Below are 12,108 nucleotides of genomic sequence, written 5' to 3' on the forward strand. Positions count from 1 at the left end.
TATCAATGATCAATACTGCGCATAATTGACCGTTTTACGTTAAGTCTACAAGTACTTCATCAATCAACTCGACGGCCTCATCGAATTGATATTGATTAATCATTGTTAGCGCTGGACTCAACTGCTGCCATAACTGCGCACTCACTTGCGGTTTAAGTGCATCCATTTGGGCGACTGCATCGGAATCCGCTTCTTCTAAACTTTGGCGTAATCGCGTTAAGGCCTCAATGAGGGCTTCTGGTGGTAAATGCTCCGCCGTCGGCCCACTAGATTCTTCAAACTCAGGTTTAACTTTTTCAATTGCTTGGCAAATCGATGCCACTAACGTTTGGATTTGGTCCAACTCCGCTTGGAACTCAGTATTTTCACTTAAGTGAAGTTCCAATTGCCGAGCCAATTCCGCAAGCGTTGTGGAACTTAAATTGCCCGCAAGTCCCTTAAGCGTATGGGCCATTCGCACCGCATCCTCACGTTTATTGCTGGCAACGGCCTTGTTGATTTGCTCGACAACATTACGTTGGCTAGTAACAAAACGATCAAAGATCCTTTGGTAAAGGCGCGTGGAGTTTTGCACTAACTGCAAGCCTCTATCAATATCAAGCTCTGGGTGTTCAGGCCATTTCACGACAGAATCAACATCAATATTCACAGGCTTGGGTGAATCATTAATAAGCTCTAGAGGCGGTAACGGTGCACCTAAATATTTTAGGAGGGTTTGATACAGTAAGTTAACCTCTATCGGCTTGGCGATATGATCATTCATTCCCGCTCTTAAACACATTTCCTTGTCGCCAGCCATGGCATTGGCGGTCATTGCTATCACAGGTAACTGTGCTAACTCGGGCCTTTGTCTCAGTGCTTTTGTTGCCTGATAACCATCCATCACTGGCATTTGACAATCCATCAATACCAAATCAAAACTCTGTTGAGCTAACTTATCCAACGCAATTTGGCCGTTGGTGGCAATGGATAAAATAATCCCCACTTGCTCTAAAAATTCGGTCGCCACCTCAAGGTTCATTTCGTTATCTTCGACTAACAGAATACGCTTACCTTTAAGGGGCAATAATAACTCAGGCGCAATACTGTCTTGATGGCGCCTGACGGGTAGGAACCCTGCGCGACCAAGTGCGTTCATAATGCCATCAAGCAATCTTGATGCGCTGATAGGTTTACTGATGTAGCCCGCTAACCCAAGTTGCTCGATTTGGGTCAAGAAATCTTGATTCGCATGGGCTGATACCATCAAGATCCGCGGCGCTTTTTTTGCCCGTTGCAGGATTTGTTTTGCGGTTTCGAGCCCATCAAGATGTGGCATTTTCCAATCAATCAATGCCACAGCATAATCCTGCTGACTGCACCGCATCACCGCCTCGTCGCCAGAACGCACGGTATCCACTTGAAAGCCCATGCTCTCTAGAGTGGTTCGCATAATGTCCCTTGCGGTGGCATTGTCGTCGGCAACTAATACTGGCATACCTTCAAGCTCTTGACCTACGATGAGCTTTTGTCCACTGGAGATGCGCAATTTAACGGTAAAAAAGAAAGTACTGCCATGGCCTTGCTGGCTTTCGACCCCGATACTTCCCCCCATTAATTCAACCAGTTGTTTACAAATCGCCAGCCCTAATCCTGTACCACCATATTTACGGGTAGTAGACGTGTCTGCTTGCGTAAACGACTTAAACAGTTTGGCTTGTTGTTCATGGGTTAACCCAATGCCACTGTCACGCACACTACAACGTAATATGACATCATCGTTTTGCTGCTCGACCAAGCTGAGGGACAGTAATACCTCTCCTCTTTCGGTAAATTTGATCGCATTATTCATTAGGTTGATCAGCACTTGCCCCAACCGCAACGGATCGCCAAGCAGATAACGTGGAACATTGGGTGCGACAGCAAACAGCAATTCAATCTGCTTTTGAGCCGCCCTTTCGGAGAAGATATCGCTCAAATCTTCAAGCATGGTATCGAGTTGAAAAGGCACATTTTCGATATCAAGCTTGCCAGCTTCAATCTTAGAAAAATCAAGGATATCGTTAATGATTGATAATAAAGATTGCGATGCGCGCTCAATTTTTTCGAGATAATTTTTCTGTTTTTTGTCTAGATCAGTCTGTAAGCAAAGTTGCGACATCCCGATAATGGCATTCATTGGCGTGCGGATTTCATGGGACATATTCGCGAGGAAGTCGCCTTTTGCCTTACTGGCGGCATCAGCCTCTTCCTTGGCAACAAGCAATTGTTCTGAAAGCAGTTTTAACTCAGTCATATCGACCATGCTTACCACAGCTGACTCAAATTGGTTCTGGCTGTCCAATAAGCTTGAAACGTTGACTGTCATCCATAAATGCTCACCGGAGGGCAGGGTGAGATCGCGAACACTTTTCAACCAAATTCATGATCGATTTGACGATCACATTTAGCTGTGATCATATACTCCCTTTTTAGGGAGAGCACCATGCACATTGACCACTTCAAAGAACATTTTCAAACGATTATCGACCAACGCCAAGGTGCAAAGGTCACATATTGCCTGTTTGAAGTCCTTTTTGGCTCGCTATGTGCGGTGATTGCAGGCGCGAAAGGCTGGTTTGATATTCGTGAATACATTCTCGGTCATCATGATTGGTTTAAGCGTAATGGCCTCTTTGTGAACGGCATTCCTGTTGATGACACTATTGCTCGCATAATATCGACGATTGAACCAGAGTCGTTTCATGAGTGCTTCATCAACTGGATGTCGTCAGTACATACTCTTACCCAAGGTCAAGTCGTTGCGATCGACGGCAAAACACTTCGAGGCTCATACAATCGCGAAGATAGGTCGAGCACTATCCATATGATCAGTGCTTATGCATCATCAAACAAACTTGTGTTGGGACAGTTAAAAACTGAGCAAAAGAGTAATGAAATAACGGCCATTCCTGAGCTGATAAAGATGCTTGATATCAGGGGAGCCCTAGTCACCATTGATGCAATGGCTTGTCAGACTAGTATAGCCAAAGCCATTGTAGAGCAAGGTGGTGATTACTTGCTTGCAGTAAAGAGCAATCAAGGAAAACTCCGACAAGCGATGGAAAAAGCATTCTCATCTCAGCGAGCCAATGTGGCAGACACTGTCAACCTTGAACAGGGGCATGGACGTATAGAGTCTCGCCAATGCTATGTTTTGGCCAGTACCAACCTTGATGGTGACTTTTCTCGCTGGAAAGGGTTGAAGAACATTATCATGGTTGAAAACTTCCGCTTTGAGAAAGGCAAATCTGTCGAGCTAGAGTACCGTTATTACATCAGTTCCAAAGCGCTTAGTGCAGAGCAAGCTGCGGTAGCAGTCAGAGACCACTGGGGCATAGAGTCAATGCACTGGGTGCTTGATGTCACCATGAATGAAGATGCGTGCCAGATATATAAAGGTCATGGTGCAGAAAATCTGTCTTGCTTACGCCATATGAGTTTGAATATGCTTCGAGCAGAGCCAACCAAGCTAAGCATTGTTGGTAAACAAAAGCGATGCATGATGAGCACAACCATGCTAGAGGAGGTATTAAGCGCTGGTTTTAGTCATGTGGTTAAAATGTAGACACTCATGCGGTCGCCCTGCACCGGAGGGACGAATAAAGCTTCTTTCCCCTCGATAGTGATCAACTTTACCTTCTACAAGTTCCTTAAACTGCGCTTTTGCAACTTCTTTATCCTGTGCACTCAAGACATCAAAAATCGGCGTACTACGTAATTCATTACGGCTCAGCCCCATATCCTCACAGAATTGATCATTACAATCGAGGATAAGTCCTTTGATATCGACATTCACGATACCAATGGTTGCTCCATCAAATAAGGCCTTAAAGTGCGCCTCACTGACCGCAAGTTCTTCTTCAATAGACTTGCGTTCAGTCACATCCATCACATAGCCATTCCAGATAATGGCGCCATCATCGGCATAATGACCACTGGCTCCGGCTTCCATCCAGCGAATGCCACCATTAGGATGACGATAGCGGAACTCGCGGATCCAGCTTAATTTATCGTCACTCATTCCCTCAAGCGCGCGTATAACTTCTGGTCGTTCCTCATCAAAAATCCGCTCAGCAATAATATTAAAGTTACTGAGTAAATCTTCGCGGTGTAAGCCCAACATGTGAAATGCTGCGCCAGAAAGGAAGGTAAAACGGCGATCGCTAGGAGAAACCCAGCGCAATTGATACACAGTACAAGGAATAGACTCAGTGATATTAGTTAATTGCAGCCTTGAGGCTTCAAGCTCGACGATGGCTAACTTACTCTTGGTTATATCGTCAATACTGCCGTCAAACCATAGGGGAAAACCCTCTTCGGTATAACTCGCCTTGCCCTTTTCATGCACCCAACGGATGCTACCGTCACGGTGGCGAATACGATATTCCACCTCAAAGGTTTCCTGCTGCGCGAGGGCTCTATCAATATGCTGATGACACAGCTCGCGATCTTCTTCCAAAATCAATGAAGCAAAGCTGCGTTGACGATTCTCAATAAACTGGCTCGCGGCATAACCGGTAATATCGGCAATATTGTCACTGACATATTCCATCACCCACTCCTCGCCGATGCGAGTGCGGTAGACAGCCCCAGGAATATTAGTCACCAAACCACGGAAGCGAACTTCACTATCACGGATTTTTTGTTCAACCGCTATTTTTTGGGTCATATCACGGATCGATGCGGCCACTTGGCGACGACCATCGAAATCACTCGGTAAAATACTTAAGGCGATTTCGGCAACAAACTCATCCCCATCAGACTTAAGCGCCCGCACATGGCGTGCATTTGCCATCGGCCTATCACGCCCCTCACGTAGAAACTGTAATCTTTCTTTGGCATGGGGACTCCTTAAATCTTCGGGTAGCAAAGCTTCAATTTGTAATCCCAACATAGCTTTTGCGTCATAACCAAACAGCTGCTGACAGCGACTATTGCTAAATACTATTTGGCCACTTTGATCGACAATCAGCATGGCCTCAGGTGCGGCCTCAAGTACCGCGCTAGACCAAGCTGCGGCGGAAAATTGCTCTGTCACATCGGTAAATAGCATCTCCACCGACATTAACTCGCCAGTATCTGACACTAAAGGCTGCATAAAAACATCGAGCCGCCTTGACTGGCCTTTTGAATCGATGAGTTCAACTTGATGTGAAGGGACGTTCTGCCCTTTGAGTGCCAGATCGGTGTATTCCCAGTTTTTCTCATTAAGGGGGTTGGCCGAAAACAATCTTTGATATTTGCGCTTAAGTAATTCGGGCGGTATGCCCAATACTTTGGTCACCCCTTCACTGACCTGTGCAAGTTGTCCGTCAGGATCAAGTGAGCAGTAAAAGGATTTATCGCTCATACCGTCGATCAAGCGAGCGAAGCGGTTACCGCGGGAATCTAAAATAGCTTGCTCACGCTGAGCAAGCAGATCTGCCATTTTGTTAAAGGTTTCACTTAAGGTCACTATCTCGCTAATCGCCCCTTTAGGGATAACCAACTGCTGTGTTTTACCTTGACCGAAAGCCAAAATACCGGATTCAAGGGATTCCAGTGGACGAGTTAACCGTTTAGCGGCGATATAGCAGGTCAATAACAGCAGTAAGGTTAATAAACTTAAGTTGAGGACAACTGAGGAAATATCGTCCAGTAGCGAGGTAAATAACTCCTGCTGTGGCACCATAACAACCACGTGCCATTTTAACTTTGCCACTTCTGCAATGCTGGCAAGATAAACTGTACCAGTATCATCAACAAAACTGGCTTGCCCAGTCAGCCCATCTTCCAGCAAAGCGCCAAATGCATTATTTTTGTGATTTCCTTTATCCAGCCATTCCGAAACTGATGTGGCTAAAACCTTTTCTTTATCCCCATGAAAGATAAGCCGACCTTGCTCATCTAATATCATCAGCCGATTAGGGGCTATCCCTAGTTGCTCAGGTAATCTATCTAAAGCCAAATCAACGGTTGTAACCCCAAAATAATTCGGCTGCACTCCAAAAGGAACCGCATAAGTAATCATTAAAGTATTACCAGCACCCTCGTCGAAATAGGCTTTTGACCAATAACCTTCGACCTTATTGATGGCTTGCGTCCACCAATCCCAAGTCCCATCGGTATAATCGTACCCCTCGGCGCCAATATCTAAATAATGGAAACTATTACCACTGCGGTATACATAGGGAGAGAAAAGTTTTTTATTGAGAAAAGTGCCCGGTTTAAAGGCAACGGCAGAACCATAAAAATCGGGGTTACGCTCGAGGCGATTAGTTAAGACTTTTTGCAGCTTATCAGAATCGTTAATATCATTCTTGTCAGCCAAAAAACCAATAAAATCAGCAAGCCCTTGAGTATTTGTTTGAGCGTGTTCGAGTAATAATTGCAATCGAGAGGCTGAATGTGCCGACTGTTGAGCTAAATGATCGTAAAGCCGCTTTTCAAGGGAAAGATAATTAAACCATGAAGTAATCCCATAAACGGCCGCCATGATAAGAATCAAAGGCAGCGCAATATGGGATAAAATTTTGCTGCGGAAAGTACGAAGTTTACTTTTATCCATGGCGTCGCCTCAAAGCCCCCGTTTTAAGTCCCCCCCTTTTTGGGGTAGCTCTTATAAAGTAAACGAAGAACGCTGTGGCGACAATCTCAAAGTTAAAATAATGTGAACTAATATATTGTTTTCACAACATTAATAAACAGGGTTTAGCGTACGGTTAGCGAATGTTCGAACAAAATAGCTTTGAGTTTCAGCAATGATAATGTGCCGCAATCCAATAATCGCAATCAAATTAGGTATGGCCATTAAGCCATTTACCGTATCAGCCAGTAACCAAATCACATCCAACTTGATAAAAGCCCCACCAGCAATCAGGCCTAAAAACAAGATTTGATAGGCACGCAGCCCGCGCTCGCCCACTAAGTAGTACCAGCAACGTTCACCATAGTAATGCCAGCCTAAAATGGTCGTAAACGCAAAGCAGACCAAGGCGATAGTGACTAAATACTGGCCGATGGCAGCCGATCCGCCTAAGCTAAACGCCGCACTGGTCATGGCCGCGCCCGCAGTGTCACCGCTCCATACCCCAGTGATGATAAGCACTAATCCCGTCATAGTGCAGATGATAATAGTATCGAAAAAGGTGCCAGTCATACTCACTAAGCCCTGCTCGACGGGCTCATTGGTTTTTGCCGCAGCCGCAGCAATGGGCGCACTACCTAAGCCTGACTCATTAGAAAATACCCCGCGGGCAATCCCCATTTGAATCGCTTGCGCCACGGTGGCCCCTAAAAATCCCCCCGCAGCCGATACTGGCGTAAAAGCCGACTCCACCACTAATTGCAACGCGGGTAGAATGGCATCGGCAAAAACCACTAAAATCCACACACAGGCCAACACGTAACCAATCGACATTGCAGGCACAAGCTTTTGCGCCACGTTGGAGATACGTTTGACGCCACCTAAGGTGACAGCAGCCACCAGCAGGGTTAGCACCAGCGCAGTCACCCATGTTGGTACATCAAAGGCGATAGTTAAGGCATCACTTATCGCATTCACTTGAGCAAAAGTCCCAATGCCGAAAAACGCTACCCCCACGCCAAACAGCGCAAATAACTTCGCCATCCAACGCAAACCGAGGCCTCGCTCGATGTAATACATCGGGCCACCGGCAATCTGTCCACGTGCATCGGTGGTGCGGTATTTTACCGCCAACATACACTCGGCATACTTAGTCGCCATGCCAAAAAAGGCAGCAAGCCACATCCAAAATAACGCACCAGGGCCGCCCATCTTAATCGCCGTTGCGACTCCAACAATATTGCCCGTACCTATGGTTGCAGACAATGCAGTACAAAGCGCGGCGAAGGACGATAGATCACCATGCCCCTTAGCGGGTTTGAACAATAGGCTAAGCGCCATTGGCAGACGAAATACTTGGATAAGCTTTAGTCGCGCAGTGAGATAAATCCCTGTGCCAACTAACAAACAAAGTGTGATAGGACCCCAGACAATACCATTTAGGCTGCTGAGCAAGGCTTCAAAACTCATGATATTCCTCAATTATTAAACAACTAAATTAATAAAGGAGGAGGAAAAGAAATGGCTGTGACACATCGCTGCCAGCCTAAAGAAATACCATCTTCCCAGCCAATAACGGCAGGAAAATAGTCCACAAAGACAAACGACAGGGACTGTGCAGTCATCCTCTCCTCTGTCCTTTTGCCTGAGCGTTTCGCGTCGCTTAAAACACTGCGACACTTTCGCCTTCGGCGCCACCTATTATTGCAAGTTAATGCAATCGGTAGTCTCTCCAGAGGCTCGTCCAGTAACAGTCCACGCCTTGCGGCACCTGAAAGAGTGCTTTGTTTATGGAATGCTTCCAACAACAAAGTTGCCTCGTCGGTGTGGGGTTAATTCCCCACTCTCCTGCTACCTTCATCCGAACGGATTGTTAAAACGATAGCCAGCTATCGTTTTAACAGGGCGCACAGCATGCAACAAACACCACAATAGCTCAAGCCCATTTGCTCACAGAAATGAGAGACAAGCCGTTAATCGCAGAAAATTCAAACAGACTCAATCCTAAGTCTTAATCAATGTGAATTGATCTAACTTGCCCAAATATCGGTATCTATAGGATTGTAAAATGCTTTATCTTTAGCCTAACGCCTAAGTTGGTAAAATCCCAATTGGAAGAGATAGATGAAAGAAGTCGCCAAGCTTATCCAAGTAAGTAAAAGTTTTCGCGACGGCGAGCAGCGCCACACAGTGCTGCAAGCGGTCGATTTAACTTTGCATCAAGGGGAGACTATCGCACTCACCGGCCCAAGTGGCAGCGGCAAAAGCACTTTACTGAATCTGATTGCGGGCTTTGAATCGGCAGACAGTGGCCAGATAGTGCTGAATCATCAATCCACCACCAAGTGGCAAGATAAGCAATGGAGTGAGTTTAGGCGTACCCATTTAGGCGTGGTATTCCAGCAATTTAATTTACTCACTCCGCTGAATGTTAAAAATAATATCGGCTTTTCCCTGCACCTTAACGGTGATAGCTGGAATCCTTGGTGCGATTATTTGGTGGAAAAGCTCGGGTTAGCGGCATTATTAAACCGGCAGGTTGAAGCGCTTTCCGGCGGACAACAACAGCGGGTCGCGATAGCTAGGGCATTAGCCCACAATCCGAGTTTACTGCTGGCCGATGAACCCACGGGTAACTTAGATGACGAATCTGGTAAACAGGTGATGTCACTGCTATGCGAACTCGCCAAAGAGAGCCAAACCAGCATTTTGATGGTCACCCACAGCGAAGAGTGCGCCGCCTTTATGAACAAACGCTGGCATCTGTCCTACACCGCAGTGTCGATCTCCGGCTAGCATGATGAATAACACACAACCAGAAAATAAAGCCAATCCATACAATAACTTAAACAAGAGTGGGCAATGGCTGCGTATCACCTGGGTACTCAAGGTATTTTTAGCCCATTATCGCCACGCGCCATTGCAGGCTGGGGCGATTTTACTCGGAATCGCCCTCGCCGTGACGCTGCTCATCGGGGTAAAAGCCACCAACGATAATGCGATTCGTAGCTATAGCGAAGCCACTGAGCTCTTAAGTCAGCGAGCCGATGTACTGCTGACCTCACCCGTTGGCCAAGATAATCTCGATGAATCGGTGTATTTCAGTTTAAGGCAGGCTGGGATTAGCCAAAGTCTTGCGGTAGTCAGTGGCAGAGTTGCTGGCCAAAACGGCCAGTATTGGCAAATTGAAGGCAGCGATATTGTCGCGGCATTGACTGCCACGTTAACCTCAAAAAACGCTTCACCGTCCTCAAATAACAAGGCAACGGCTAATTCTACTGTCTCAATGGGAGATCTGCCCCTTGCCGACCTAATAAGCGGTGAGCCCGTGGTGGTGATGAGTGACAGTCTAGCCAGCAAAATCGCGCCCAATGGCCAGCTCAGCCTAGCCCAATCCATAACACCATCGACCCTAAAAGTGATCCGTGTCGATGATAGTTGGGGACTTGGCAGCGCCATCTTGACCGATATTTCCCTCGCCCAAAACTTACTTGGCATGCAGGGCAAACTCAGTTATATCGCCCTATTTAGCGATAGGGATAAACTAGTCGCGTTAAAACAACGGCTCGACACCTTAGGTATCACCCCAGATCTCGCCAGCTACAGTCAGCAAGATCAAGGGCAAGCCTTAATGGCGCTTACCCGCAGTTTTCATTTAAATCTCAATGCAATGAGTATGTTAGCCTTTGTAGTTGGGCTATTTATTGCCTATAACGGCGTGCGTTACAGCCTGATGAAACGCCAACGTCTGCTGATTCAACTGCTGCAACAGGGGCTAGAACGACTCGACGTGATGCTTGCCCTGCTCGCCGAATTACTATTTTTGGTTATCTTAGGCTCGGTAATCGGGTTTATCTTAGGTTTACAACTCAGCCATTGGCTACAACCTATGGTTGCTATGACGCTAGAGCAACTCTATGGTGCTCACTTGCTGCCGGGCATTTGGCAATGGCATTGGTTAGCACAGGCGATCGCGCTCACCTTAGTGGCAGCGCTTGCTGCTTGCATGCCCTTGTATTTTGATCTTACGCGCCAATCCCTTGCCCAAGGCGCTAACCGTTATCAGCAAACTAAGGCCCACAACCAAACCCACCAGCGGCAATTTATCTTAGCCTGTGGGTTACTCGTACTCGCGGCGATACTGTTTCCCTTCAGCCAAAGTTACAACACCAGTTTGATATTACTAGGCATAGTGACGGTCGCGATTCCTCTGCTGTTGCCCCAAGTATTGCATTGGGGAGTAAGCTTACTGCTCCCCTTCACTCGCCCAGGGCTTAAGCACTATTTGCTCGCCGAAACCCGCGAGCTTATCGCGCCACTTTCCCTTGCGATGATGGCCATTTTGCTGGCATTAAGCGCAAATGTGGCGATGAATACCCTAGTGGGCAGCTTTGAGCAAACCCTAAGAAGTTGGTTAGAAACCCGCTTACATGCCGATTTATACCTACGCCCCAGTGCTAACCGTATGGCTGATGTACGGGATAAATTAAGCCAAGATCCTCGTGTCAGCGGCTTATATCAACAATGGCAAGTCGATGGCGAGATATCGACCCAAGGTCCAACAGCTCAAACGATCCCTGTGAATATTATCAGCCGTGATGATGAATCGATAAAGTACACAAGTACACTCAAAGACAGTTTACCTGACCTATGGCAACACTATTTTGGCGGACAATTTGTCTTGGTGAGTGAGCCAATGGCGATTAAGTATCAGTTGATGCTGGGCGATAAAGTCACTTTAAACGTGCTCGATAAAACCACCAATAACCAAGTGGTTATCGCAGGAATTTATTACGACCATGGTAATACCCGCAATGAGCTCATTATTAGCCATCAACTGTGGCAACAGGCACAACTGCCACTGTTACCCATCAGCCTTGCGGCCAGTTTTCATCCTCTGGAACAAGCTGATAAATCATCCTCATCAGTGCTAACGCAACCAATACCCACGAACGGCAAGCGCAGCGAGGCCGAACTGGATGAACTGCAAATGCAGCTCGCCACAGCGCTAGAGTTGGCTCAGGCACAAATTTATAGCCAAGCCAACATAAAGGCCCAAGCCATTGCCATGTTTAAACGCACTTTTTCAATCACGTTAGTGCTCAATAGTTTAACCTTGCTGGTGGCCGCCATTGGGCTATTTAGCGCCTGCTTAATGTTAACCCAAGCACGGCAAGCACCACTGGCACGGCTTTATTCCCTTGGGGTGAGTCGCAGCAAACTGCGTACTATGGTATTTAGCCAAATGCTGCTGGTTGTGGTAATCACTTGCCTGATTGCGATGCCTACGGGCGCTCTGCTGGGGTATTTATTAATCAATAAAATCACCCTGCAAGCCTTTGGTTGGACCATCCAAATGATCTGGGACTGGTTTGCTTATGCCAAAGCCATCCTCATCGCACTGGTGACTTGTACCTTAGCCGTGCTCTTACCGCTTTACTGGCAAACCCGCAGGCCGCTAATCGCCAGTTTGCAGCAGGAAACCCTATGAACAGTCGTCCATATACCATTACCCAATTGAA

General features: G+C 46.8%; 3 protein-coding genes, 3 pseudogenes and 1 riboswitch. Of the genes and pseudogenes, 3 read left to right on the forward strand and 3 right to left on the reverse strand.

What is annotated here, in order from left to right; genetic code table 11:
• Positions 1-34: 34 nt before the first annotated feature.
• Positions 35-2,383 (reverse strand): annotated as a pseudogene (locus CEQ32_RS12190) (response regulator); the annotation flags it as partial.
• Between the two features lie 81 nt (positions 2,384-2,464).
• Between CEQ32_RS12190 and CEQ32_RS12195 the strand changes: the two are divergent.
• The gene (locus tag CEQ32_RS12195; RefSeq protein ID WP_088585462.1) at positions 2,465-3,586 is read left to right on the forward strand and encodes an ISAs1 family transposase; all 1,122 of its coding nucleotides are present in this window, start codon (positions 2,465-2,467) and stop codon (positions 3,584-3,586) included.
• A gap of 21 nt (positions 3,587-3,607) precedes the next feature.
• Here the strand turns inward: CEQ32_RS12195 and CEQ32_RS12200 are convergent.
• A pseudogene (locus tag CEQ32_RS12200) lies at positions 3,608-6,568 on the reverse strand (PAS domain S-box protein); the annotation flags it as partial.
• A gap of 129 nt (positions 6,569-6,697) precedes the next feature.
• Entirely contained in the window at positions 6,698-8,056 is a 1,359-nt protein-coding gene (locus CEQ32_RS12205; RefSeq protein WP_122040763.1) for an alanine/glycine:cation symporter family protein, read from the reverse strand.
• Between the two features lie 153 nt (positions 8,057-8,209).
• Positions 8,210-8,332, reverse strand: a riboswitch (glycine riboswitch).
• Between the two features lie 378 nt (positions 8,333-8,710).
• On the opposite strand from CEQ32_RS12205, the pseudogene CEQ32_RS12210 reads away from it, so the two are divergent.
• Both CEQ32_RS12210 and CEQ32_RS12215 read left to right on the forward strand, forming a co-directional pair.
• Positions 8,711-9,232: pseudogene (locus tag CEQ32_RS12210) on the forward strand (ABC transporter ATP-binding protein); the annotation flags it as partial.
• A gap of 154 nt (positions 9,233-9,386) precedes the next feature.
• Complete coding sequence (locus CEQ32_RS12215) at positions 9,387-12,077, forward strand: ABC transporter permease (protein WP_181159846.1); 2,691 nt, start codon at positions 9,387-9,389, stop codon at positions 12,075-12,077.
• The last annotated feature ends 31 nt before the right edge of the window (positions 12,078-12,108 follow it).

It is taken from the genome of Shewanella sp. FDAARGOS_354 (assembly GCF_002209245.2).
Lineage (GTDB): Bacteria > Pseudomonadota > Gammaproteobacteria > Enterobacterales > Shewanellaceae > Shewanella > Shewanella xiamenensis.